This is a genomic window from Desulfuromonas sp. KJ2020, assembly GCF_024197615.1.
In the GTDB taxonomy this organism is placed as follows: domain Bacteria; phylum Desulfobacterota; class Desulfuromonadia; order Desulfuromonadales; family SZUA-540; genus SZUA-540.
In genome coordinates, this window is record NZ_JAKUKE010000003.1 from 1,266,987 (window position 1) to 1,290,392 (window position 23,406).

Here is a 23,406-nt window from a genome sequence, read left to right on the forward strand (position 1 = left end):
TATAGTCCGAGCCCTTCTCAGGCGGATTCGGCACATTCATAAAGAATGATCGGCTTGGCTTTATTCTGAATGACATCCTCATTGATAACCACTTCTTTAGCGCGGTCCTGGGCCGGGATATCATACATGACGTCGAGCATGGCGTTTTCCAGAATGGAACGCAACCCCCGGGCGCCTGTTTTGCGCTTGATCGCTTCACGGGCAACAGCCACCAGAGCCCCATCGGTAAATTTCAGATTAACCTTTTCCATTTCAAAAAGTTTCTGATATTGCTTCACCAGGGCGTTTTTGGGCTCCTTGAGAATCTGAATCAGGGATTCTTCATCAAGCTCATTGAGGGTGGCCACCACGGGCAGTCGACCAATAAACTCGGGAATGAGACCGAATTTCAGCAGGTCGCTAGGCTCAATCTGGGCCAGCAGCTCGCCCAGGTTTTCTTCTTTGCGGTTACGCACCTGCGCGCCGAACCCCATCGTTTTGGCCCCTATCCGCTGGGCGACAATCGAGTCGAGACCGGAGAAAGCGCCGCCGCAGATAAAGAGGATATTAGTCGTATCCACCTTGAGAAATTCCTGCTGCGGATGCTTACGCCCCCCTTTGGGAGGCACGCTGGCCATGGTCCCTTCGATAATCTTGAGCAGGGCCTGCTGCACGCCTTCGCCAGAGACATCCCGCGTGATGGAGGGTGAATCGGACTTGCGTGCAATCTTGTCAATTTCGTCGATGTAGATGATACCCCGTTGCGCTTTTTCCAGGTCGTAGTCGGCAGCCTGCAGGAGGTTGAGAATAATGTTTTCCACATCCTCACCGACATAACCGGCTTCCGTGAGATTCGTCGCATCGGCGATGGCAAAGGGGACATTGAGAACCTTGGCGAGCGTCTGGGCCAGAAGGGTCTTGCCACTACCGGTAGGACCAAGAAGCAGAATATTGCTTTTCTGGACCTCAACATCACCGGTCTTGCCGAAACATTCCACACGCTTATAGTGGTTGTAAACGGCCACAGCCAGGATTTTTTTGGCCCGCTCCTGGCCGATGACGTAGTCGTCCAGTATATCCTTGATCTCGCTGGGCCGGGGCAGTCGCTCGGCTCCGCTTGTCGATTCGTCCAGCTTGGCTTCTTCGGCAATGATGTCGCGGCACAACTCGATGCATTCATCACAGATATATACCGCTGGCCCGGCAATGAGCTTCTTGACTTCATCCTGGGCCTTGCCGCAAAACGAACAGCTGAGCTGCCCATTTCCACCATGTTCGTGAGTCACTAATAATCCTCCGCGCTAAAAAGTCAGGTTTTGCGTTTAACGATGTCGTCGATAATACCATACTCTTTAGCGGCTTCGCTACCCATGAAGAAATCCCTCTCCGTGTCGGCGGTTACCCGCTCGATTTTCTGTCCCGCGTGCCGGGCCAGCAGTTCATTGAGAGTATCTTTCATGCGCAGAATTTCCTGGGCGTGAATGTGGATGTCCGTAGCTTGCCCCTGGAATCCGCCCAAAGGCTGATGAATCATGATACGGGCATGGGGTAGAGCATAACGCTTACCCTTTTCCCCGGCGGCAAGAAGCACCGCACCCATACTGGCAGCCTGACCGACACAGATGGTGGAAACAGGCGCCTTGACATACTGCATGGTATCATAGATGGCCATGCCGGCCGTCACCACCCCACCCGGGGAGTTGATATAAAGAAAAATCTCTTTCTCCGGGTCCTCGGATTCAAGGAAGAGCAGTTGGGCGATGATCAGATTAGCCATGTGGTCTTCAATCTGACCACCCAGAAAAATAATACGATCCTTCAGCAGACGGGAATAGATATCGTAGGCGCGTTCGCCCCGACCCGTCTGCTCAACTACCATGGGGATAAGGCTCATCCTGTTTACTCCTTGCCAGCTTCCTGATCCTGACCAGCCAGTTCGGCTTTGTCCACTTCGTTAACTGTCGACTTCTCAAGCAGGAACTCGACGGCCTTCTCTTCGGCGATCTGGGCCATCAATCCCTGACGAGCCTCGTCGGCGGCATAATATTTTTTGACGGCCTCAAGAGGGGCGTTGGACATGGCGGCAATTTGTTCGAGCTTACCATCAATCTCACCCTCTTCAACCTTCAAGTCCTCCTGGCGAGCGACGCCTTCGAGGATCAGGCTGCCTTGCACCTGCTTGACGGCAGTCTCACGGTACATGGCATTGAAAGAGGACTCGTTCATTCCCATCATTTCGAGGCTCATGCCCTGGGACTGAAGGCGGTTGGTGATATTTTTCAGCATGTACTGAAGCTGGGACTGCACCATGGCCTCGGGGACTTCAACGGAGTTACGCTCTATCAAGGCCGTCATCAAGCGCTCGCGAAGATCACCATCAATGCGGTTGGTCTCCTGCGAAACGTGGGCCTCTTTCAGCTTGGACTTGAGCTCGTCCAGCGACTCCAGCCCAAAGCCTTTGGCGAATTCATCGTCCAGCGCGGGCAACACTTTTTCTTTGATCTCCTTGACGGATACCTTGAACACAACAGGCTGACCAGCGAGTTCCTTATTGCCGTACTCCTCGGGGAAAGTGACGGAAATCTCTTTTTCCTCGTCGCGCTTCATCCCCTCGACCTGCTCTTCAAATCCGGGGATAAAAGTTCCCGACCCCAGCTCCAGCTCGTAATCCTCCCCTTTTCCACCGGCAAAGGGAACACCGTTAAGAAAGCCTTCAAAGTCAATGGTCACAAAATCGCCCGTGCGGGCTTTTTTACGGCTGGTCACCTCTTTTTCGGCCCGGCCGGCGCGCATCTCCTCAAGACGTTCTTCAATGACCTCATCACCAGCCTCCAGGCGCTCTTTCTGCAGGGTGAGGCCGGTGTAATCTTTGACTTCCACCTCCGGTTTCACCTCTACGTGGGCTTCATAGGTAAAAGGCTGCCCCTTTTCAATGGCGCTGCTGTCCACGATTTCAGGATCGGAGATGGCAGGAATACGATGCTCAACCAGCGCCTTGAAATAGGAGTCATTGATAAGGCGATTGAGAACCTGCTCCTCCATCTGGGGAGCGTAGGTCTTTTCAAGAATAGCTTGGGGCACCTTGCCGGCCCGAAAACCTTTAATCTTGGCGGATTTGGCGATTTTCTTATAAGCCTTCTCGATTTCCTCGTTAACTTTTTCCGCAGGAACCTCAAAAGAGATCTTTTTCTTGACGCTGCTGATATCTTCTATTTTCGCATTCATGTCTACCTCACCCGAAATGAATTTTGGCGACGAACACGGCTTGTCTCGTCCGTGTGCCGCAGGAACCAGTGAATATTACGTGTCGAAAGGGGATATAAGATGGTGCGAGAGGGGGGAGTCGAACCCCCACGGTTGCCCGCTGGATCCTAAGTCCAGTGCGTCTGCCAGTTCCGCCACTCTCGCATAAATCGTAAACAGAGGAGCCATCAATTCTTTAGGGATACGCCGGAAAAAACTGCGACAAAACGAGCGCTGAAGCAGGCTTTTCGGTCGGTAATCCGCAGGACGGAGCGCGAAAAAACATCGTCCGCCCGGATAGCAAATGAAAAAGCCCGGCCTTTATTCCAGCCTACCTGCCAGAAGTAGAGCACTCGACAGGTTGAGCTTAAAGGCGGGCCAGAGATAATAAATGGGGTGAGTGAAGGGGATCGAACCCTCGACAACTGGAGCCACAATCCAGTGCTCTACCAACTGAGCTACACCCACCAGAAAACCTGCACATACTAGCCAAACGACGATCAGCTTGTCAACGGGAAACTTTCGTCTTTCCCGGCCAGATTCAAATTGGCGCGCCAGGGAGGATTCGAACCCCCGGCCCACGGCTTAGAAGGCCGTTGCTCTATCCAACTGAGCTACTGGCGCAAAACTGGTCGGGGCGAGAGGATTCGAACCTCCGACCCCCTGCTCCCAAGGCAGGTGCGCTACCAGGCTGCGCTACACCCCGACAAGAGGCAGATTACTAACACAAGTACCTCGCTACTTCAAGAGAAAAAATACAAAACCCTACGCCGTCCACGCCAAAAATCAGTCTCTAAGGAATTTATCCCTGCCGGTTCTTGATTTTCCCCAGGACACCCCCTATAGTCGAGGACAGACCGTTTTTCATCCTTCCTGTCAGGGAGTGGCCATGCATGAGCTTGGGATCACCCAAAGCATCGTCGACATTGCCCAAGCCCATGCCCTCGAGCAGGGGGCGCAAAAGGTGCTGCAGGTCAGGGTAGCCATCGGCGCTCTTTCGGGGGTCATGCCCGACGCGGTGGAATTCTGCTTTGAGGCCTGCAGTAAAAACACCCTCCTCGAACATTCGCGACTGATCATTGACCATATCCCGGGCCAAGGGCGCTGTCTGCAATGCCGGGCGGATATTCCCCTGGACATTCTGACCGTCAGCTGTCCACACTGCGGCAGTCTCACCCTCGAAACCCTGACCGGCAACGAGTTGAACATTCAGGAAATGGAGATCGAATAATCATGTGCATCGATTGTGGGTGCGGGTCTTCACCGCACAGCCATAGCCATGAACATCAGCATGAGACGGATTCTCGCACCATCCGCATCGGAGAGGATCTTCTAGCCAAAAACAACCGCCTGGCCGATAGCAACCGTCAGAGATTGGCGCAACAGGGTGTTTTCACCCTGAATCTGGTCAGCTCACCCGGTTCGGGAAAAACGACCCTGTTGGAGCGCACCCTGCAGCAACTTAAAAGCGAGCTGCGTTTCGCAGTACTGGAGGGAGACCAGCAGACCTCCAACGACGCCGATCGCATTGCCGCCACGGGAGTCCCTGTGCACCAGATCAATACCGGCACCGGCTGCCACCTTGACGCCCATATGGTCGGCCACGGACTGGACCACTTCCATCTTAACCAGTTAGACATCCTGATGATCGAGAACGTGGGCAATCTGGTCTGCCCGGCCCCCTTCGATCTTGGGGAAGATCACAAGGTCGTCGTGCTATCGGTGACCGAGGGTGAAGACAAGCCTCTCAAATATCCTCACATGTTCCGGGCCGCCACCCTGATGCTCATCAACAAAACAGATCTTCTCCCCTATCTCCCTTTCGATCTGCAGCGCTGCCTGAGCTATGCCCGCCAGATCAATCCCGACATGCGCATCATCGAGCTTTCCTGCCTGACGGGTGAAGGCCTGGATGAGTGGTTCGCCTGGCTGACCCAGCAGGCCAACCAGAAAAGACTGAAAGCGACCTAACCTGAGGAGAACACCATGTGCCTTGGCGTGCCCATGCAGATCATCGCTATTGACGGAGATGTCGCCCGTTGCGAAGTTGATGGGGTACAGCGCGACGCCAGCCTGATGATGATCGAAGATGTCGCCATCGGTGATTTCGTCCTCATCCACGCCGGCTTTGCCATCGCCCGCCTCGACCCCGTCCAGGCCGAAGAAACCCTGGCGGCCTTTCGGGCCGTGCTCGACCAGGGAGAGGGCCCGCCCTGATGCCCGACGGCGACTACCAGAATCCCGAAATCGCCCGCGGCTATGCGGACCGGCTGCAAAAACGCCTGGCCACCTACCCGACCTCCATCACCCTGATGGAGGTCTGCGGTACGCACACCATGTCCATCTATCAGCACGGCATCCGCGACCTTCTCCCCCCCGCCCTGCGCCTCGTCTCCGGCCCCGGCTGCCCCGTTTGCGTCACCCCCGTATCGACCCTCGATCACGCTATTGCCCTGGCGCAGCAAAAGGATATCCTCATTGCCACCTTCGGCGACATGGTCCGGGTGCCCGGCTCCGCCAGCAGTCTTCTGCGCGAGCAGGCCCTTGGCGCCCACATCCAGATTGTCTATTCGCCTCTTGACGCTCTGACCTTGGCACGCCGAAATCCACAGAAGCACATTGTCTTTCTCGGGATCGGCTTCGAGACCACCGCACCAACCGTCGCCGCCACGCTGATCAAGGCGCAAGACGAAAGGATGGACAATTTTTCCGTCCTCTGCGCCCACAAGACCATGCCTGCCGCCATGGCGGCCTTGACGGCCGAGGCTAATCTCACCGTCGATGGCTATTTGTGCCCCGCCCATGTCAGCACCATCATCGGCGCCGAAGCCTACCGGTTCCTTGCCGAGGAGCGCCGCATCCCCTGTGTCATTACCGGATTCGAACCCCTCGACATCCTCCAGGGCATCGATATGGCGCTGACGCAAATCTTGGAAGACCGACCGCAAGTCGACATTCAGTACCAGCGCTTCGTCACACCGGCAGGCAATCGCCAGGCGCAAGCCTTGCTGGCCAGAGTCTTTGAGCCCTGCGATGCCGAATGGCGGGGTCTGGGGACCATCGCCAGCAGCGGGTTGCGTCTGAGAGAAGAGTTTGCTTCCTTTGACGCGGGAAAAATCTGGCCCGTGGCCATCCCCCCGTTGCAGGAAAGCCTCGATTGCCGCTGTGGCGACATCCTGAAGGGGCTCATACAGCCGGGCGACTGCCCCCTGTTCGCCCGCACCTGCACCCCGGAAAATCCGGTCGGCGCCTGCATGGTCTCCAGTGAAGGAACCTGCGCCGCCGCCTACCGGTTCGGGATCTGATGGATAATCGACCGACCAAAGGACCAGCATCGACCTCGGAGCCTTTCATGCAGAACGACATCATCCTTCTCGGCCATGGTAGCGGCGGCAAGCTCAGCCATCAACTCCTTGACGACCTCATCATCCCCACCCTCTCAGGCACGGCCTTAAAAGACCAGAACGACGCCGCAGTCCTGGCTATCCCCCAAGGCGATGGGCGGCTGGCCTTTACCACCGATTCCTACGTGGTCGACCCCCTCTTCTTTCCAGGTGGCAACATCGGTGACCTGGCCATCAACGGCACGGTCAACGACCTGGCCATGAGCGGCGCCCGCCCCCTCGCCATCAGCGTCGGCCTTATTCTGGAAGAAGGCCTACCCCTCGCCGACCTGAAGCGCATCCTGCAATCCATGCGCAAAGCTGCGGAAATCGCCGAGATCGCCATTGTGACGGGTGATACGAAAGTCGTACCCCGAGGGAAAGCGGATCGCCTTTTCATCAACACCGCCGGCATCGGCATTGTCGAGCACGGCCTGACTCTTGGCGGCAGCCTGGCCAGACCCGGCGATAAAATCCTCATCAATGGCCCTATCGGCGATCACGGCATGGCCATTCTCTCTAGCCGGGAAGGCCTTGAAATGGAGGCAGATATCTGCAGCGACTGCGCTCCCCTGCACGGCCTGGTCGCCGACATTCTCGCCGCCGGAGGAGAAGCTGTTCATGTGCTTCGCGACCCGACGCGAGGCGGTGTCGCCACCACGCTGAAGGAGATCGCTCTGCAATCGCAGGTCGAAATAACGCTCCATGAAAAACACCTGCCCTGCCGCCGGGAAGTTCTCGGCATATGCCGACTGCTCGGACTGGATCCTCTTTACGTCGCCAACGAAGGCAAGGTACTTTGCGTGGTCGCCGCAGATAAAGCGGCCGCCGTTTTAGAGGCCATGCAGAAACATCCCCTTGGCCAGCAGGCCTGCTCCATCGGCGAGGTTCACCACAGTATTTCAGGGCGCGTGACCTTGCGAACAGCCATCGGGGGACTGCGCTCCGTTGACATGCTGACCGGTGAACAGTTGCCCCGCATCTGTTGATAGCGCAGATGTCGAAGGCATTTTTCAGGTTCAGCGTTTTGGATACCGAAAAGAGAGGAGAGGGGTAGGAAAAGGGGGAAGGGCCATATGTTTATTATTCTATGTTAATTTTTAAGTTTATCGACTAAAACGTGACAGTCACATGTTGCCCTGATTTTTCAGCTCAAACCTGCTTGATCCACTCGATGGATTGCTTGAGATAGTCAGCAGATTTTTTCAGGTTTTGGTTCTCCGTTTTTTTAAGAATGTCATAAGCCTCTTTGAGCAGGTCGAGGGCTTTTTTAACATCAGATTGTGGCATATTCATTTCTCCACCACGCCTACCCGGAGGTATCGTTCCACTCGTGATCGCAGCTTAGACATCTCCGCTTTCCCTCTGTGGTCTCTTCCCAGTAAAGACACTCACACTGGGGACACAGAACAATGGGTTCGTCGGGATTTTCCGCAAACTCAAAGGAAAGACCCAACTTGTCCACCCCTTCAATGAGTTCACGACACAGACCCCCGGGGCAGTGCAACTCATGAAACAAAATCTTGCGTGCCTCGGCCATCAGGTGTATGGCCCGTGAATGTTCTTCCTGAGCAAAACCGCCCATAGCCATCCTCCGTCAAAAGGTTGAACCAAGACAGATACATGCAAAAAACCAATCTATTCACTCAACAAAGACTTTAGCATATTCAATGCCAAAACCTTAACTACTTCTTATCCGTTTTTTTTATTTCTATAAATCAAGGATTTAGAGGTATTTTAAATGAAATTTATTTCATAGTCAAGCTACACACCAAATTTTGACTAGGGTAAATCACCTACCTGAATTACGGGTTTTCCCCACACTGGTTTTATCCCAAAAAAGGTTCAGCCAGGTCAACGAGCCCTTTTAGCCCTCATCATACCAGAAGCCTCCTTCCCCCCAAAAAACGCGCACCCCATTTTAAAAGGCTGCAGGCCGAACCTGAAAGGTTCGGCCTGCAAATCAAACATCAATCTGTAACTTTCCCTAAATCAGATGCCGTCTTTGGTCGTATGGCAGTAGAAACAGCCGGTTCCAGCGGCGGCAGTCTCAGTTCCAGCGACCATGTCGCTATACACCCAACGCAGCAGATCTGGCTGATCAGAGCCATGGGCCCTATGGCAGGAAAGACAGGTGACCACTTCGTAATCATCCGTTGCTGTGCTGACGACAACATCACTGGCTGCAACCACGCTTGAGCCAAGAGGAACGGTCTTGTTATAGGCTGTTACTGTGTATTCGCTGCCGAATGCGGAGGAGAGATCCAGATCGGTCGGATGGCGAATCCAGCCATTGGCATAGGTCTCTGTATCGCCATGGAACTGACCGTGACAGCGGGCGCAAAGCGCGCTGATGGTCTGGTTGTCGCCACCCCCATCAACACCATAATAGCGGTTGTGCCCGGTTCCCGTCTCATATTCGGGATCCTCATATCCCTTGACCCCCTTAAGAAAGCGATAGCTATCACCAGGAAGGGCAGCCGTGGCAGCGTCCAGGGCGCCGGCAGCATTACTATGGTGAGCGCCCTGCAGCGCGGCCATGTCACTGGCGATGGAATGGGTCCCGTGACACCCGGTGGTGCCGGCACAGGTCAAGGGTTGATCTGTATAAGTACCGCCGAAAGGCGTTGAACCGTCTGGAGCCACTTCGCCACTGCCAAAACCCGGCGGAGAGGTCAACGTGTCATCGCTGTTGTTGGTCAGATAGGCCACGTTATGACCTAGGCTATCATCGCCCAGATCCACCCAGTAAAAACTGCCACCGGCAGAGATATTCGTCTGCTTATCAACTTTAGGCGCTCCACCGGAGGCTCCGCTGTGGCAGGCATAGCAATCAGCCTTATTGAGTAACGCAGTGGAAGCTCCGGACATGACGTTACCTGAGCCATCAGTCTGGTGCATGGTGTGGCAGTTAACACACGCGCCAGAGACGGCAAAAGCGGTGCCGGCAGCAACAAACGATAACCCCCCGGCCAGCAGTACAATTTTCACGATTTTTTTCAATTGGCACCTCCTGTAGTTAGGTCAGTGTGATTCCCGATTACGACACAGACAAGATCAACGCCTGGCAGGTGGCGCTACGATCTTTTCACACTCTGTTTCATTATGTTGCTTCTGCACAAAAAGTGCCAAAAACACAACAAAAACAGCAGGTTAGAACCAACATAAAAAACATTAAATTTCAATTACTTACAAATTTTAATCTTCAAAATATCCTATTTGCCCCAATTCAATGCCTCCCAAAGGATTTAGGCTGGGGGATATGCCCCAACCCACTCATACCAATGGGGCATTTCACCATAGCCCAATCACCTCACTACCTGGATTTATTGCCGGGAAACCTTATTTTTGCCAGCGGAACCACAAGCCTTTCTCCTAGTCGGTTTTCAACTGGCGCAGACTATGTTCCTGCTTGTTTACCGCCTCATCAAGCCGCGAGTCATCCAATTCCGCCGCCAACCTCTTCAAGACCGCATGATCTTCCTTGACAACCCGTACCCTCTCACGGATGGAAATGACCATGTTATTGAGGTTTTGAGAGAAGTCTTGCAGGGTGTCCCCTTGCCGCAGACGAATAGTGACGGTCAGGTCGCCATGCTGAAACTGCTCCAGGTCTTTTTCGATCCGATATATCGGGCCAGCAATTTTCTGAGGCAGAAAAAGAGCCAGAAGGACACCGCTGGCCAGGCTGACCAGCGAACCCGCGGCCACAACGGGAAGCAGCAGGTCGCTCACGCGACGGATCTTGATGTGAGCCTGATAAAAGGAGGCGGCGGTTTCCTGGCGGGCGTATAAAAACAAAATGAGGCCAGCGACCACCGAGCAGAGCACAATGACCCCGACAATACGCACCAGCAGCCAGATCTGGAACTCGCGCTCAATCTGGAGATTCAATTTTTTCCTTTTAAATTCCTGAGTCATGGTCTTTTTCCCTCGTTTAATAGACAAAATAAACGGTTCATGCGCGGCCTTCAGTAATTGACGTGGCAACCGATACACAGTTCCTTGCGAGACGATTTGATCATACGGAAAGGGAGATCGGACCCGTGCCGGCGGTGGCAGGACATGCAGGTCATTCGCCCATCGGCAAGTAGCGGATATTCAGGCGGAATGATCATCCCCTTCGGCGGCAGGATATTGACGGGATGAGACATCGCCTCGTTAATATTCTGGTGGCACTCGAAGCAGATATGGATATTGAGAACCTCTTCACCCTGCATGGGGGGATGAGGGGAGTCGTTGAGAGATACGGGCACTTGGGCCAGGCGATGCGGTCCATTTCGGTTTCCGGAATTTTTACCCAAGGAAACGACGACAGGATAGCGGGCGGAGACCTCCAGAAGGTATTGATCTCCAGCACGGCGCAAGCGCTGGGTCAGGTCCGGATTGTCTGAATCCGGCAGGTATGGGTCTGAAGGATTTTCCTTGGCGAGAAGATCACGGTGTGTGGAGAAGGTCAAGGGCGCTGAGACAGCTCGGTTGCCGAAAACATCTTCTGAAACAGCGGAGAAGCGGTATTCTTTCCCCTTCTTCAGTCCGGACAGAATCATCTCATGATCTTTTCGCAGGTTAAAATCGCTGGAAGACTTTTCAGTTAATTTCCCCACCCCGAAAAGCACAGAGGAGTCGGCAAACTCATCGGTTTCCCAAGAAATGTGCACCGATACAAAAACGCCCAGGCTGACCTCTTCAACCTCAACGCGGCTGATTTGCGGCGGCCTGCCGTCGTCGGCCAGTTCTGGCAGCCTCGCTAAGGGGGGAAGGCGCACAGGCTGCAAATTTTGGCGCTGGTTTCCACCCCTTATTTCGAGCCAGAGAGGGTCAGAAACGAGGCCCGGTGCAAAAGTGAACCAATGTTCGCGGGCAGGAACTTGATTACGCCTAAACCACTCAATGGCTGACTGTGGTGGAGCCAGCGCGGAGGTTTGCGATTCCTTATAAGAGCCGACAACATGGCAACGCCTGCAACTCTTTTCCCGAAAGGGTGCATGGACGTAAAATTTTTCAAGGTCTTTTTCCCAGGCCGCCTGATGACAGTCAAGACAGGGGGCCTCGCCTTCTGCGCCCCAAACCGGACCAAGCCCGCCCCACCAAAAGAAGACACCCAGCGCCAGAACGACCGGAAAAAAAACGAGGTCTTTGAGGATCCAACCTGTAATCCATGACCGTCGCGTGGAAAGGAAAAACGTCATAGCTGCAGCACCTTAATCTTGTACCGCCAGAAACAGGGGTTCCCCACCCAGAGGGATGGTGGCAAAGGACCGTTCACTTGCGACATCCAAAGCCATAACCGTTCTGGAGCCGCGATTTGCGACGTACAGTGCGTTTCGGTGGGCCAGATAGGCAAAGGAATAAGGGCCTTTACCGACGGGTATCTGACGCAGTGACATATGCTGCCCCCGCGTGATTACGGAAAGAACCTGCTCTCCATAATTGGCCACATAGATTTTATCCCCTCCGTCACCGGCCAGGGACACCGGCTCGCGCCCGACCGGGATATGGCTCTGCACGGTGCGGGTTCGTAAGGACCAGGCCGTGACCGTCTGGCTGCCGCGGTCGCAGACATAGAGAACATCGTCGACCAAGAGCAACCCTTCCGGGTGAAAGCCGGTGGAAAAGCTGGAAACCACCGTAAGGGAGGAGGCATCGAGGACAAAAACCTGCTGAGAGCCGGGAGAACTGACCGCGACCCTCCCCTGGCTGCCCTCATCAAAATAGAGCAGGCGCCCCGGCTGATAACCGACACTGGCCTGTTGCACCAGTTGTCCGCTGGCCAGATCAATCTTGACGATCTTGTCCGTGGCCGCATCGGAGACAAAGGCGAAGGCTCCATCCGTAGAAAGAGCCAGGTAGCGTGGATCGACGGTCGCGGGCAGTGCCACACGATCAATGAGACGGTTGCGCTGGCAGTCGAAAACCAGCAGGGACCTGGCTCCGCGGCTGAGGATATAGAGAAGCTGTTTTTCCTTGTCGAGGCGGAGGTCACTGACCGGCCCTTCCAATGCCAGCGAATAAATGACAAAATTCCGATCAGAACGAATCAGGTAAAGCGTATTGATGTCATCACAGAGGACGTAGAGCAGTTCGCTGGTCAAAGGTTCCGTCTGTGCCTTGAGACTGAAGCGAGGAACAAAGCGTTCCTGACTGTCCTGGTAGTCATCCAGCTGCCATTGCAGGAAAAGACAACGGCTATCTCCTTCGTCCAGGGTGATACCGGTACCGTCATTCAGCAGGACATGGCTTTGCTCGACCGCCAGGGGCAGAACTCTGCGGCCCTCCCTGACCTCATGGAGGCGGAAACGGAACTGCTCGTGGCGACCGGCAGGGAGTGCGCCAAGCCCCAGCAGCGTCTGTCGCGCCCGATCCTGTGTCAGCTTGATTTCGACAGGACCGGAAATGACCGGCAGCCAGACTCCTTCCTGAAGAACCTCAACATCGCCGATAACCAGGGAGAGATTGGCTGGGCCGGTGCCGACAGTTTCCAGGTAAAGGGTGACCAGAGCCTGGTCGGGACCCGCCACTACAGGCTGCGTCCCGATCGGGACCAAATTCGGGTGACAGCCGCCACCGAGACAGAGGCTGACCAGCAGACCTAAAAAAAGTCCTGTTTTGGGAGAACACTTCATCATTTCACCGGGCAAAGATTTCAAAATCTGCTACTTCCATGGGTATGACAACCGTTAGTGTTGCATGCCCCCGAGGTCTTATGGGTATCCGAGGCATGGCAGGCCGTACAGAATGCGTACCACTCGCCGGTCACGGTAATCTGAATGCCCGTCTTGCCATTGACCGTGGTGCGTAGCATCGACCTGTTTTCCGAGCCGTGCGGTTCATGGCAGTCCAGGCAGGACAGAATAAAGTTGACGCCACCCGTTCCATAGGAAATGTCCGTTCCTGAGGTTGTACCATCCGAAGTGTAGGGTGCAATACGAACGCCGCGCCCGTTTTTGTAGGTAATCCCGTTCACGGGGCCGTGAGAATCTAAATCCCAGGCGATGGCTCTAATCGTTCCCATGGTGTATTGATGACAGGCCAGGCAGAAGGTCGCGTAATCGGGTGTCGTCGCGCCCTTGACTTCCTCGCTGGTGACAGGACGACTGACCAGGTCGGGCTCATGCAAGGTGGACGTCAAGGCGGGATTGGCCCCGACGGCAAAAGGAGTACGGTATTCGCCACCCTGATTTTGAGCGTACTGTTTCATGGTTTCGGTGTAAGTGTCTCCCCATAAACTGTTGTGGTCGCCAGGCAGGGAAATGGCCGTTTTAGGAGGCGCACTGGCATTGTATGGGGCGGGATTATTGTTTTTTTGGGCCAGGTGGGGATTATGGCACCCCGCACAGGGGTTCGAATTGAGGCCGAAAGTATCGCCCCAATAGCTCTGTATCTGTGTGGAAACAACATTGAGATCATGGATGGACGCATTGGGGCTTATGGAAGAAAAAACGCTTTCAATACTGGTATGGGTAGGAACAGCCCCACCGAAGGTGGCACTGTAATTGGCGTTGATGAGAGTACCGTCGTTGAGCGAAGCATTACTGTGACAGTCAAAGCAGAGATTCTGACTGGCCGTCGGCGGATTGTTGGGCGCAAAAAGTAGAAATTCCTCGGTGCCAAGGTGCTGCTCGTGGCAGTGGCCGCAATTGCCTCGGGCATAGGTCTCGTTGTGAGGGCTGGTGACGCGCTTGGCTCCGTAGCCCGAGACACCATCGGGCGAGTTGCCGTGCGCCGAGTCGGCGTAGGGACCGGCAAAGACCGAGAAGGCAGACATGGCGAGCCAGGCACAGGTCGTCACCACGCATAAGACCAGCGGGCCCGCGTAAGAATGGTGGCGGTTTGTCCTCCGTTTTTTATCTGCCAAACGGTGTGTTGTCATGAATCAATCCTTACTGGTGTGACAGACCGCACAGCCTCCCCCCATGGGATTGCCAACGTAGTCCCAGCGCAGGGACCGGTACCAGGGCGACCCGTGAGCACGGTGGCAAGAGAGGCAGGTGACGATGGTATCGTCTGCAAAGGACACTGAGGTGCGCACCAAAGACACGTCGACGGAGGCCAAGGGAACACCGACCTGGTAGGCATTGACACCGCTGCCGCCATAATCGCGGTATTCGGAAGCCGCTGCTGTGTTGCCCATGTCGTAATCCGTCGGATGTCGAACCCAAGGGGAACGGCTGCCAACATTGCCGCTGCCGTCGTGATACTGCCCATGACAGCGGGCGCACATCGAACCGATGGTCGACAGATCGGTCAAGACTTCCGGGGAATCAACACCCTTGTACTGGTTGTGCCGGGTCGAGGTGGGCTGATATTCCCAGGCGGGATCCTCGTAGCCGGCCACCCCGACCAGCATCCGGTAACCGCTCTCCGCGGCAAAAGGCTCTGCAGGGATAATATGACCGGACTGGCCTTTATGATGCCCCCCCTTGATCGCCAGCGTAGGAATGTTTTCGGCGTGGCTGCCGTGGCAGCCGTACACCCCGGCACAGGTGACCTGCTGTCCCGCCGGCCATACGCCGCCGCCTGGGATACTGCCATCTTCAGCCATCCTGCCTCCCTCAAACCCGGGAGGAAGGGAAAACCCTGGATCGGCGGCCGCCAGACCAGCCACATTGTGACCCCGGTTGTCGCCGCCGGCCTGCGTCACCCAGTAAAAGTTGCCACCTGCCAGGGTATCGGTGCCCACCTCAATACCATAGCTGTCATACAGGGGGGCTGAGACGGAAAATACGAAAGGCGTATCGCCGCCTCTGTTGCTGCCGGTATGGCAGCCGATACAGGTGGTTGTCAGCAAGGACTGATGCGGCCCCGGCCCGCTCCATTCACCCAGGACCCCACCGTCCTGGCTATAATGCATGGTATGGCAATCGGAGCAAGGACCGGTGACGGCAGCAATTGCTTCTGTTGCCGCGGCAAAGGCCAGTAGCATCCCGAGCCATGCGCCCCAATGTTTAGGCCAAAAAGTCATCGACATCCACCATAGGCCAAGAATGGGCAGCGTCTATTATCCCACACGCCGCCACGGGTTATTTTCTTTCATAGACCTGAATCCGGGCGTTGCCTTCATCTACGACGCACAGTCGCCCGGCCCAGTCAAAAGCCAGGGCGGCAGGATACCAGAGTTGCCCTGCCCTTTTGCCTTTCACCAGAAAAGCCGTCTTGAAGCGCCCCTGCGCGTCAAAAGTGCGCACATCGCCGGCATGGCGGTCAAGAATATAGAGGGTTCCCGAATCATCCAACTCGATAGCCACCGGGAAGGAAAGCTCACCAGCGAGGGCAATGGTCTTTTGCAGGCGGCCTTTGCCGTCAAAATGGGAGACCGTTCGCTGCAAACCGTCGAGAGCCCAGATACCGTCGTCTTTCACCTTAAAATCAGAAAACCCCTGGAAATCTTTACCTCCTGCCAGGGTCTGCGTCACCTGCAGGTTGTCGTCAAGGATCGCGATGGCGCCCGAGAGACGATCGAGAACCAGCAGGCGGCCCTGGCGGTCACGATCAAGACGATCGACAAAGACCGGCTCCCCGTTCGGATGGCGGATGGAAAAAGCTCTGACCTGTTTTTCCGACACATCAATATAAAGCAGCTGGTTCAGGGAGCGATCGACGACCCACAGACGATTCGCGTCGATCAGCGATAGATCGACGGGCTGGCGGATCTGCTCCCCGGCGTTGAAAGCCGCCAGGCGCCCGCCCGCCTCATCAAAGGACATCAATACGCCATGCCGGCCATCAACGACAAAGTACCGGTGGTTGACGGCATCGAAACTCAACTCAAGGGGCATCTCCAGACGGGTCGTTCCGTCTGCCCCGGTCATCAACCGGGCCAGTTCCCAGGGCTGGGCTCCGTGGGCGGCGGATGCAAACAAAAAGAAGAGGCTAACCAGCAAAGCCGTCAGAAATTTGTTTTTTTCAGGTTCTATCATGGCATCTCTCCGGCCCGTCCGCTCAATAACTTTGGTGACATTCGATGCAAAGTCCCCGCTCGCCACCCCCACGAAGATGATACTTGAAGAGAGTGCCGACATTGGAATCGTGGCAGGTAATACAGGTCATGGGCAAGTCATTGCGCGGATCTCGGGCTTTCTCTCCGACAGGATGAGTAAAGCTCACGTGTTTTTCATGGCACTGACCGCAGACTGCATCCACCTCGCCTTTCAACATCGCCGTATGATCACTGCCGTGCAGCTGATGACAGTCAGAGCAGGTATTCCACTCAGGATGCCGGTGCAGCATACCGGCGCGACGTTTGAACGTATCGGCGTGACAGGACCGGCATAGGCCTGACTGGTTTGCGGGCAGCATGCCGGCGGCATCTCCCGCATGGGCGTCATGGCAGCTCAGACAGATATTGGCGCCTGCCTGGCCAACCAGATGGGAGTGGCTGTGCTGAAAACTCGGCAGGACCTCGGCGTGACACTGCAGACAGAGAGAGGGGCGGTTAGGCTGCTCGTGGCACTGGCGACACTGGCCCTGGGCGAAGGGCTGGTGCTGTCTGGCCCTCAGAAGAGTCTTTTGGCTGCCGCCATGGGGGGAGTGGCACTTCAGGCAAGCCAGATTCGCCGGATTGCGGCCAAGATGCCTGGACTTCAGACGCTCCCTGTCCTGGTGGCAGGCCAGGCATAAAAGAGGATCCGCCGCCTTGACCAGACGGGAATCCGCCGCTCCGTGCGACGTGTGGCAGCCGTCACATTTTCCTTCGGCGAAGGGCTTGTGGGGAACAGCATAGACCCGCCGACTCTCTTCATGGCAGGAAAAGCAGGTTTCGGACAGGTTTCCTGCCAGCAGGACCGGGTGACTGGACGCATGGGGCGCGTGGCAGGTCACACAGTTTCCCCGGGCCACCGGCTCATGGGAATAGGCACTTTGGGCCACGGCTTGCCCGACCTTCTGGTGGCACTGCAGACAGAGCGCGGCCTCGGTGGCCCGCAGCAGCGCCTTTTCCTTGGCGACATGAGGGGAATGGCACAGGCTGCAGCGCCCCTCCTTGACGGGTGCATGGACGACCCTGCCCTGGAACGCCTGGCGGTCATGACAGCCGTAGCATTCGTCGCTTTCAGCTGCCATGGTCCCAGACCCGGCCAAAACCATTCCGATGAAAAACAAAAATGCAGCAAGGCTATTTTTCATGGCGCGCCTCCCTGATGACAGGCGGCACAGTCTCCATCCATGAAAGGCTTGTGGCCGACGGGATGCAGAAGGGATGTATTACTGGCGCCGTGCGGATCATGACATTCGAGGCAGGTTTGGTCTCCAGGCCTCATGCCGCCGTGGGATTTCGTCAGCTCGGCTGGCGAGAGGTTGTGACAGCCAAAGCACGTTTCCCTGGCATCAAAAGCGGTCTCGACGCGACTGAAATGGGGATCATGACAGACTGTGCACTGACCGGCTGCGGCGGGAGCATGCGCCGCACCCTGCTCCCAAAATTGGTCGACCTTATGACAGGTAAGACATAACTCGGGAAGGCTCTTCAGCAGGAAGTGATCGCCTTCGTTGCCGTGCGGGGCGTGGCAGCTGGCGCAGTTTTGATGTTTATCCGTCATACCCGCAGCGGGCTGCTGTCCGGGGTGACATTGCAGACAGACAGCGGAAACCTCCCCTGTCAGCAAAAACGCCTGGCCGCTGGAATGCGGCTGGTGACAGGCGCGGCACTGTCCGGCGGTGAAAGGCACGTGCCACCCCGGACTCCGCCGCTGCGCCTCCAGCTTCGGATGGCAGGGGGCACAGGTTTGGGCGCCCTCCCCTTTTAGAAAAGCCGTCCTGTCACCGCCATGAGGATTATGGCAGGCGTCGCAACGGCCGGTCAGGAAAGGCCGATGCAGATGCGTGTCGTTCATGGCTTGACGTACGCTTTCATGACAGTCGGCACAGAGGCTGCGCTGCGGCTTGACCAGCAGGCCGGCTTCCGTACTTTCATGGGGCTGATGGCACGCCAGGCAGCCATCCTGGCGCATGGGGGGATGGGAATAGGTCGGAACGGAAGTTCCCGTGTCATGGCACTGACTGCACAAGCGGTCAGGCGATGCGGCCAAAAGAGCGTTTTGACCGACAGATCCCCGGTGGGGGGAGTGACAGCTGAGGCAGTCACCTCCCGCTACCGGGCTGTGCCCTTTTATACCGCGCGACTGCTGACCTCCGGTTTCATTGAACCTAAAGGTATGACAGTCGAAGCAAAGGGTTTTTTCATCCTGGCTCGCCAAGAAAGTAGAATCGCTGGCATGAGGGGCATGGCAGGCCCGGCAGCGTCCTTCACGCACGACAGCATGGGTATCTTCTGCGGAAAATTCAGTCTCTTTATCACCATGACAGCTGTAACAGGACGATTCTTTATCCGCGGCAGGCAGTCCATCGCTGCCAAGATCGGCACCATCATGGCAATCGCCACAAGTCCCCTCCTTCACCGGCTTGTGAACGGAAGCCTTCAGAAGAGGCGCCCGGTCAGACGTATGTGCGCTGTGGCAATCCGTACAGCCCCTTTCAATGGCATAGCCTCCGTGCTTTTCTCGATGCACTGGCCGCTGCAGGTCATGGCAGGAAGCACAGAGGGCCTCTTTATCGAGGGACAGCAGATCAGGTGCCTGACTGCCATGCACCTGGTGGCAGGTTTTGCAGCCCTTGGCCAAAGGCGCATGCCGATGCTGCCCGGCAAAAACAGCGGCGTCGTGGCAGGTCAGACAGAGAGCTTCTTCCGTGTCTTTGAGCAGGGCTTGTTGTTTGGCGTTGTGGGGGTCGTGGCAGACCAGACATTGGCCCGAGTCAGTCGGAGGATGAGGAAAAGTATAATTGGCCCGGGCCGGGTTGATCTCGGCATGGCAGTCGAAGCAGAGTTCGGGCACCTCCCTTTTTAGATAGAGGCCGCCGATCAGTCCATGGTTGCGATGGCAGGCGCCGCACTCCTGCATGGCCACAGGTTGGTGCTTGTTCCCCTCGGCAAATCGGCTGGCGTATTCCTGGTGGCAATCGAGGCACCCTTTGGAAGCCCCTTTCTGTCCGGCCGGCGCGCAGGCAGCTAATCCGACCGCAGCGAGAAGCAACGCCATCTTCCAGAAAGAATCAAAACGTCGCATTGGGTTCCGCTTCCTTGACCAGTTGTTCGCGTATATTTTTCCAGACCCGTTCATTGACTTTAATGGTCGAACGTTCTCTCAGTATATCAACATACTGACTGCGCACCTTTTCATAACGGGACTGCCGCAAGGTCTGTCGAATTGTTTCGGACACCTGCTCCAGAGGCAGGGACGGCAGCAGATCGAGGCGGACCACCTTGATGAAAAGGGTCTCGCCCTCGGGGGTCTCCCAGCTGCGGGTCTCTCCCTGGACCATATCGGCCACAATCTCTCGGACGGGGGATGACAGGTGATTCAAGGGTATTTTTTCCGTCTGCACACCTCTGGGAGCGAGGGGACGCATGAGCGCATAGAAGTCTTCACCGGCCGAAAGTCGTGCCGACAGTTGCCGAGCCAGGTCTTTCTCCCGGGTTTGAATCTGGGCCAACTCCACCATGCCCCCGGATGAATAGAGTTCGATATTCTGCTGGTAGGCTTGTCGGATATCCTCTTCGCTGATTTTGATCTGCGGCCAGAAGATTTCCTTTTCAAGTTCCTTGATCAAGCGGTGCTGCTGGTAAAACTTAAAAGTATGACTAAAGGGCGGTTTCGTTTCATAATGCCGGTCCAGGGCTTCCAGCCCGGTGAGAGTCTGGGCGAGCATATCGTTGATAACCCCTTGGCGCAGAGTGGCCATATCCGCATTCGGCCTCGTGGTCCGCTCCTTGGCCAACAGATCGGCAATGGCTTGCGCCCTGATAACTTCATCACCTAGGAAAACAGCGGGTTGAGCCGCCAACTTGGCATCGAGGGGCTCGAAACCGATAGCCTCAACCACTTCCTGGTCGATGGACACCTCATATTTCACTTTAGCTTTCTCTACGAGCGCCGCCGTCAATTCAGCACTCTTTTTTTTCTGCCAGCTCCGCGTCAAGGTGTCCCGGTTCTTCTGAAAATCCTCTTCCGAAACCGACTCCCTTTCCAGCACTTCCAAAAAGTACCAGGCGTTTTCCCAATTCACAGGACCCGCTATCTGCCCCGGGGGCAATTGGCGAACAGCCCGTCGCAGGGGTTCGGGAATACGCTGAGGGCGAAGAAATCCCGAATTATCCATCAAATCTGCCACGTTGGTCACTTTAGCGAAGACGGCGGCTTCTGCCAGGGTATGGCCGGACTCAACGGCACTCTGCATGGGCGTCACTTTTTCAGGATCGGCGACCCGAACCATGCGCAGACTCAGGCGGGGTGCGTAGTCGTTCAGGTAATCCTTCCACAGGTCTTCACGAGGCGGGTTGACAATCTGGCTGTCAATTTCCTCTTGCTTTAACAGCATCAGAGACCAAACCTTACGAAAAACATCGATTTTGTACCGATAGGACTCTTTTTCGTACAGTTCCATCTTTTCCGCTTCGCGCCAGAGCAGAATCCAATCGATGAAGACATCGGGGCGCTCTGGCAGGGGCATGCCTTCTTCCTGCCACTCCGTCCACCAGTGTCTGAAATCTGCAGCCGTCAGCTGATCCTCGTTCACCGAGACCAGGACGGGATCTTTCTCCCCAAACCCCCAAAGGGCATAGCTGACAGAGAAAAACCCCGGGCTGAAAGCAAAACAGAGAGTAAGCAGAAGAACTATGGTAGGGCGCTTTATGGGCAAGAGAATTCTCCTTTCGACCGCCAGTCATCAATTACTTCGCTGGCCACCCTGACAAACAGTCCCGTTTTCGTTCTGACCAGGCCGAAATGCAGAGCTTTGCGATAATCGTTTCCGCTTCTTCGGTGAAAAGTGGAGAACAATCTGGCGCCATCCATCACAGACACCATCTCCACTTGCAGAGCAACAAAAGGTATGCGGGCATCCTGTCCCACTGACTCGGTGCCATACTGGACGATGCGCCCTCTCACAATGGCATCGGCCCCTAATTGTTCCGCCATTTGCGCCATCAGCGGCGTTGAAGTGGCATGAATTTCCTGCGGCATTTGCCGGAAGAGGGTCATGAACTGCCTGACATCCCCTTCAGAAACCACCTCGCTGATGCCCGCCGCCGTCAATTCGTTCAAAAAGACGCGGTACATGAGATCGCCGGCATCTTTTTCGCGACTCTCATTGAGAAAGGGCAATACCGCAATACGGCAGACCGTCTTTCCCGAAAAAGCGCTCACCTCGTGCGTCTCAGGCGCACTTCCGGGCAAACAGGCGCTTAGAGCCAGGCTGGAAATTCCAACAAAAATCAGTTTTGACAGGCTCCCTTTGATCATGGACTTCCTTCAACCCAAGCCCAGGATGAGAACTTTTTGTCGCGCGTGGCGGGCTCTTTCGGTTTTTCCAGAGTCACGCGCTGATTATGCAGAGTTACCCGATTCCCTAGAATATCAACCACTTCCAAATCGCAGAGGACGTGACTTATTTTGCCTGGGTCCCGCAGGGGAAGTTTGACCGGCAGGGCATCGCCCTTTTGATGAAGGAGCGTATCGCCCTCAGAGGTCATCACGCGTAACGACCAGGATTCTACGGGAACAACCTGCGCCGCCGCAGGGGCAAGATGCATATAGGGCAGGTTGTTGTCGACGATCGCTGTCAGATTGACGGAAAGCTCCTGGCTCTGGCGAAGAATTGTGCGTTGAACACGACTGCGGTTGCCGGCATAATCCCAGGCGTCAAACGCAATCTGGTAGACGCCATCCGAAAGGGAGTGGTTACTTTTGTCCTTTCCCTTCCAGATAAGCCGCGGCGGCAGATTGCCATCTTGTCCGGTTCTGGCGACCTCCTCGCCATCGGCGTTCAGAATGGCCATGGACCAGTGGCTCAACAGACGGGAGTCTTCTAGAGACGGCACAATCAGGACCTGATCCTTGACGGCGCTGATCTGGTTAAAAGTACGGACGTTTTTCAGGTCGATTTTCAGCGGGGGCGGAGTATTGATTACCTGAAACCGGGCCAATCGGCCCAGGCGCAATTCTTCGCCGGTCTCATCCCAAACCATTTCGAAAGAAAGATCGTAGTCCCCCTCTTCGGGTGGCGCAGGCCACAGGGCCCGGTAAAAACCGGTATCGCCTTCTGCGGCAAAGGGGATGACCTCGTCATTGATTCGGGCGAAGACGCGCGTGGCGGACTTTTGTAAGAAATCCACCACCATCCGACATTCGATAGGCTGTCCCGCCTGGACCACATCCTTCGACAGGGCGACCCCGTTGATGCGAACCAACTCGGTGGGTTGTGAAGTGCGAGTCGCTGTCAGGCTTTTATTTACCAACAGATTTTCGCGCAGCAGCGTGGCCCTGATATCGTCAATTCCGTTGGGCTCACGCAGCCCCAGAACACCGATGCAGCCGCCAAGGCTCATGGCCCCGCTTCCGCCAAAAACGGGCTTGCCGGTGACTCCGTCGAGGATGGTGTAGGTGAAACCAACGGCGCCCTCCTTTTCACACCCTTTTTCGGTAACACTGCCGACAACGATAAGGTCACACCCCGTTTCCATGCCTAATTTGACGGCGTGAAGGGAATCAATGTAGCCCGTAGCGCGCAACCGGTTTTCCGCCAGAAAACTATTCACTTTTTCCGGCGAAACGATCTCAAGCCCCTGCTCGCGAAGAACCTCACGAACCTCTGCGGTAAAGGACAGGTTTAAGGCATTGCCGCCGGCACTCAGGTCATCAAAGGGGAGTACGGCTACCATCCTGCCCTGACCTTCACCCCAGCCCATCAAAACAAGCAGGATTGCCAGAAACAGCTGCCGCATGGGCCTGTATTTTCCGGAGAAGAT

Annotated in this window: 22 protein-coding genes and 4 tRNA genes; 5 read left to right on the forward strand and 21 right to left on the reverse strand. The window is 55.9% G+C overall.

What is annotated here, in order from left to right:
* Positions 1-17 precede the first annotated feature (17 nt).
* The 7 genes from clpX to MJO47_RS14285 all read right to left on the reverse strand — a co-directional run bounded on the left by clpX (position 18) and on the right by MJO47_RS14285 (position 3,928).
* Positions 18-1,265 carry an ATP-dependent Clp protease ATP-binding subunit ClpX gene (clpX, locus tag MJO47_RS14255; RefSeq protein ID WP_253961777.1) on the reverse strand — a complete coding sequence of 416 codons (1,248 nt, stop codon included), beginning with the start codon at positions 1,263-1,265 and terminating at the stop codon, positions 18-20.
* A gap of 23 nt (positions 1,266-1,288) precedes the next feature.
* Positions 1,289-1,873, reverse strand: a complete 585-nt coding sequence (clpP, locus tag MJO47_RS14260; protein ID WP_253961778.1) for an ATP-dependent Clp endopeptidase proteolytic subunit ClpP — start codon at positions 1,871-1,873, stop codon at positions 1,289-1,291.
* A gap of 5 nt (positions 1,874-1,878) precedes the next feature.
* Positions 1,879-3,204: a trigger factor gene (tig, locus tag MJO47_RS14265; RefSeq protein ID WP_253961779.1), complete on the reverse strand. Its 1,326-nt coding sequence runs from the start codon at positions 3,202-3,204 to the stop codon at positions 1,879-1,881.
* A 100-nt stretch (positions 3,205-3,304) separates the two neighbouring features.
* Positions 3,305-3,387 (reverse strand) — tRNA-Leu (locus tag MJO47_RS14270).
* Positions 3,388-3,614: 227 nt separating this feature from the next.
* Positions 3,615-3,690, reverse strand: a tRNA-His gene (locus MJO47_RS14275).
* A 79-nt stretch (positions 3,691-3,769) separates the two neighbouring features.
* Positions 3,770-3,846: transfer RNA gene (locus MJO47_RS14280), tRNA-Arg, on the reverse strand.
* Between the two features lie 5 nt (positions 3,847-3,851).
* Positions 3,852-3,928, reverse strand: a tRNA-Pro gene (locus MJO47_RS14285).
* A 183-nt stretch (positions 3,929-4,111) separates the two neighbouring features.
* On the opposite strand from MJO47_RS14285, the gene hypA reads away from it, so the two are divergent.
* The 5 genes from hypA to hypE are packed head-to-tail and all read left to right on the forward strand — an operon-like array spanning position 4,112 to position 7,594.
* Positions 4,112-4,453, forward strand: coding sequence for a hydrogenase maturation nickel metallochaperone HypA (hypA, locus tag MJO47_RS14290; RefSeq protein WP_253961780.1), 342 nt, complete (start codon positions 4,112-4,114; stop codon positions 4,451-4,453).
* A 2-nt stretch (positions 4,454-4,455) separates the two neighbouring features.
* On the forward strand, positions 4,456-5,193 hold the full coding sequence (hypB, locus tag MJO47_RS14295) for a hydrogenase nickel incorporation protein HypB (RefSeq protein WP_253961781.1): 738 nt from the start codon (positions 4,456-4,458) through the stop codon (positions 5,191-5,193).
* Between the two features lie 15 nt (positions 5,194-5,208).
* Positions 5,209-5,439, forward strand: coding sequence for a HypC/HybG/HupF family hydrogenase formation chaperone (locus MJO47_RS14300; RefSeq protein WP_253961782.1), 231 nt, complete (start codon positions 5,209-5,211; stop codon positions 5,437-5,439).
* Positions 5,439-6,527 carry a hydrogenase formation protein HypD gene (gene hypD, locus MJO47_RS14305; RefSeq protein ID WP_253961783.1) on the forward strand — a complete coding sequence of 363 codons (1,089 nt, stop codon included), beginning with the start codon at positions 5,439-5,441 and terminating at the stop codon, positions 6,525-6,527. Before MJO47_RS14300 ends, hypD begins: the two co-directional genes overlap by 1 nt.
* A 47-nt stretch (positions 6,528-6,574) precedes the next feature.
* On the forward strand, positions 6,575-7,594 hold the full coding sequence (gene hypE / locus MJO47_RS14310) for a hydrogenase expression/formation protein HypE (protein WP_253961784.1): 1,020 nt from the start codon (positions 6,575-6,577) through the stop codon (positions 7,592-7,594).
* 163 nt (positions 7,595-7,757) lie between these two features.
* On the opposite strand, the gene MJO47_RS14315 is transcribed toward hypE, so the two are convergent.
* The 14 genes from MJO47_RS14315 to MJO47_RS14380 all read right to left on the reverse strand — a co-directional run bounded on the left by MJO47_RS14315 (position 7,758) and on the right by MJO47_RS14380 (position 23,382).
* Positions 7,758-7,895: a hypothetical protein gene (locus tag MJO47_RS14315; protein ID WP_253961785.1), complete on the reverse strand. Its 138-nt coding sequence runs from the start codon at positions 7,893-7,895 to the stop codon at positions 7,758-7,760.
* Between the two features lie 19 nt (positions 7,896-7,914).
* Complete coding sequence (locus MJO47_RS14320) at positions 7,915-8,190, reverse strand: hypothetical protein (RefSeq protein WP_253961786.1); 276 nt, start codon at positions 8,188-8,190, stop codon at positions 7,915-7,917.
* 407 nt (positions 8,191-8,597) lie between these two features.
* Positions 8,598-9,608, reverse strand: coding sequence for a cytochrome c3 family protein (locus tag MJO47_RS14325; protein WP_253961787.1), 1,011 nt, complete (start codon positions 9,606-9,608; stop codon positions 8,598-8,600).
* A gap of 372 nt (positions 9,609-9,980) precedes the next feature.
* Positions 9,981-10,526 (reverse strand): methyl-accepting chemotaxis protein, encoded by a 546-nt coding sequence (locus tag MJO47_RS14330; RefSeq protein WP_253961788.1) that lies wholly within the window; start codon positions 10,524-10,526, stop codon positions 9,981-9,983.
* A gap of 50 nt (positions 10,527-10,576) precedes the next feature.
* Entirely contained in the window at positions 10,577-11,797 is a 1,221-nt protein-coding gene (locus tag MJO47_RS14335) for a cytochrome c3 family protein (RefSeq protein WP_253961789.1), read from the reverse strand.
* Between the two features lie 12 nt (positions 11,798-11,809).
* Positions 11,810-13,255 (reverse strand): YncE family protein, encoded by a 1,446-nt coding sequence (locus MJO47_RS14340; RefSeq protein ID WP_253961790.1) that lies wholly within the window; start codon positions 13,253-13,255, stop codon positions 11,810-11,812.
* A complete protein-coding gene (locus MJO47_RS14345; RefSeq protein WP_253961791.1) occupies positions 13,252-14,478 on the reverse strand; it encodes a cytochrome c3 family protein in 1,227 nt (408 codons plus the stop codon). The genes MJO47_RS14340 and MJO47_RS14345 overlap by 4 nt, the downstream gene beginning before the upstream one ends.
* A gap of 3 nt (positions 14,479-14,481) precedes the next feature.
* Positions 14,482-15,570: a cytochrome c3 family protein gene (locus MJO47_RS14350; protein WP_253961792.1), complete on the reverse strand. Its 1,089-nt coding sequence runs from the start codon at positions 15,568-15,570 to the stop codon at positions 14,482-14,484.
* 58 nt (positions 15,571-15,628) lie between these two features.
* On the reverse strand, positions 15,629-16,525 hold the full coding sequence (locus tag MJO47_RS14355) for a hypothetical protein (protein WP_253961793.1): 897 nt from the start codon (positions 16,523-16,525) through the stop codon (positions 15,629-15,631).
* A gap of 22 nt (positions 16,526-16,547) precedes the next feature.
* On the reverse strand, positions 16,548-17,666 hold the full coding sequence (locus MJO47_RS14360; protein ID WP_253961794.1) for a cytochrome c3 family protein: 1,119 nt from the start codon (positions 17,664-17,666) through the stop codon (positions 16,548-16,550).
* A 59-nt stretch (positions 17,667-17,725) separates the two neighbouring features.
* Positions 17,726-19,666, reverse strand: a complete 1,941-nt coding sequence (locus MJO47_RS14365; protein ID WP_253961795.1) for a cytochrome c3 family protein — start codon at positions 19,664-19,666, stop codon at positions 17,726-17,728.
* Positions 19,653-21,299 carry a peptidylprolyl isomerase gene (locus tag MJO47_RS14370; RefSeq protein ID WP_253961796.1) on the reverse strand — a complete coding sequence of 549 codons (1,647 nt, stop codon included), beginning with the start codon at positions 21,297-21,299 and terminating at the stop codon, positions 19,653-19,655. The genes MJO47_RS14365 and MJO47_RS14370 overlap by 14 nt, the downstream gene beginning before the upstream one ends.
* On the reverse strand, positions 21,290-21,901 hold the full coding sequence (locus MJO47_RS14375) for a hypothetical protein (RefSeq protein WP_253961797.1): 612 nt from the start codon (positions 21,899-21,901) through the stop codon (positions 21,290-21,292). Before MJO47_RS14375 ends, MJO47_RS14370 begins: the two co-directional genes overlap by 10 nt.
* Positions 21,898-23,382 carry a hypothetical protein gene (locus tag MJO47_RS14380; protein WP_253961798.1) on the reverse strand — a complete coding sequence of 495 codons (1,485 nt, stop codon included), beginning with the start codon at positions 23,380-23,382 and terminating at the stop codon, positions 21,898-21,900. The genes MJO47_RS14375 and MJO47_RS14380 overlap by 4 nt, the downstream gene beginning before the upstream one ends.
* Between the last annotated feature and the right edge of the window lie 24 nt (positions 23,383-23,406).

Bases quoted from the DNA above. Each gene is read 5' to 3' on its own strand.
- MJO47_RS14320 (WP_253961786.1), bottom strand. From the start codon at position 8,190: ATGGGCGGTTTTGCTCAGGAAGAACATTCACGGGCCATACACCTGATG.
- MJO47_RS14345 (WP_253961791.1), bottom strand. From the start codon at position 14,478: ATGACAACACACCGTTTGGCAGATAAAAAACGGAGGACAAACCGCCAC.
- hypB (WP_253961781.1), top strand. From the start codon at position 4,456: ATGTGCATCGATTGTGGGTGCGGGTCTTCACCGCACAGCCATAGCCAT.
- MJO47_RS14365 (WP_253961795.1), bottom strand. From the start codon at position 19,666: ATGCGACGTTTTGATTCTTTCTGGAAGATGGCGTTGCTTCTCGCTGCG.
- clpP (WP_253961778.1), bottom strand. From the start codon at position 1,873: ATGAGCCTTATCCCCATGGTAGTTGAGCAGACGGGTCGGGGCGAACGC.
- tig (WP_253961779.1), bottom strand. From the start codon at position 3,204: ATGAATGCGAAAATAGAAGATATCAGCAGCGTCAAGAAAAAGATCTCT.
- MJO47_RS14360 (WP_253961794.1), bottom strand. From the start codon at position 17,666: ATGGCAGCTGAAAGCGACGAATGCTACGGCTGTCATGACCGCCAGGCG.
- hypA (WP_253961780.1), top strand. From the start codon at position 4,112: ATGCATGAGCTTGGGATCACCCAAAGCATCGTCGACATTGCCCAAGCC.
- MJO47_RS14330 (WP_253961788.1), bottom strand. From the start codon at position 10,526: ATGACTCAGGAATTTAAAAGGAAAAAATTGAATCTCCAGATTGAGCGC.
- MJO47_RS14300 (WP_253961782.1), top strand. From the start codon at position 5,209: ATGTGCCTTGGCGTGCCCATGCAGATCATCGCTATTGACGGAGATGTC.
- hypD (WP_253961783.1), top strand. From the start codon at position 5,439: ATGCCCGACGGCGACTACCAGAATCCCGAAATCGCCCGCGGCTATGCG.
- MJO47_RS14315 (WP_253961785.1), bottom strand. From the start codon at position 7,895: ATGCCACAATCTGATGTTAAAAAAGCCCTCGACCTGCTCAAAGAGGCT.
- MJO47_RS14355 (WP_253961793.1), bottom strand. From the start codon at position 16,525: ATGATAGAACCTGAAAAAAACAAATTTCTGACGGCTTTGCTGGTTAGC.
- MJO47_RS14375 (WP_253961797.1), bottom strand. From the start codon at position 21,901: ATGATCAAAGGGAGCCTGTCAAAACTGATTTTTGTTGGAATTTCCAGC.
- MJO47_RS14350 (WP_253961792.1), bottom strand. From the start codon at position 15,570: ATGACTTTTTGGCCTAAACATTGGGGCGCATGGCTCGGGATGCTACTG.
- hypE (WP_253961784.1), top strand. From the start codon at position 6,575: ATGCAGAACGACATCATCCTTCTCGGCCATGGTAGCGGCGGCAAGCTC.
- MJO47_RS14335 (WP_253961789.1), bottom strand. From the start codon at position 11,797: ATGACGTTTTTCCTTTCCACGCGACGGTCATGGATTACAGGTTGGATC.
- MJO47_RS14380 (WP_253961798.1), bottom strand. From the start codon at position 23,382: ATGCGGCAGCTGTTTCTGGCAATCCTGCTTGTTTTGATGGGCTGGGGT.